This is a genomic window from Acinetobacter johnsonii (genome assembly GCF_048551975.1).
Taxonomy (GTDB): domain Bacteria; phylum Pseudomonadota; class Gammaproteobacteria; order Pseudomonadales; family Moraxellaceae; genus Acinetobacter; species Acinetobacter johnsonii_A.
In genome coordinates this window covers 1-258 of the sequence record NZ_JBIMCF010000285.1, presented here as the reverse complement: position 1 = coordinate 258, position 258 = coordinate 1, and the positions used below count along the sequence as shown (strand labels likewise).

At 37.6% G+C, this 258-nt stretch carries 1 pseudogene; it reads right to left on the bottom strand.

Going from position 1 to position 258, the window contains the following annotated elements:
* Positions 1–73: 73 nt before the first annotated feature.
* A pseudogene (locus ACG9ZB_RS17515) lies at positions 74–258 on the bottom strand (hypothetical protein); the annotation flags it as partial.

Sequence of the window (258 nt, the reverse complement as noted above, 5' to 3'; positions counted from 1 at the left end):
TAGTTAATCACTAGTATCAAGAGAAAGACAAAACAGCGAGTAGCTTCGCTAACTCACTGTTTTTTTTAGGGTTTCACATTTGTTCTTCTAAAACTGGTTTCGCGCATTTGCGAACATAAAAAACAACATTACGACCGATAGCCATAGCACCACATGAGATGATAATAACCTGATTTTTGAATGTTTCAAACAGTCGAGAATCCTCAACTGTTAGGTCAACAAGTTCGTGTTTAATTTCTCCGTTTGGGAGTTCCAACG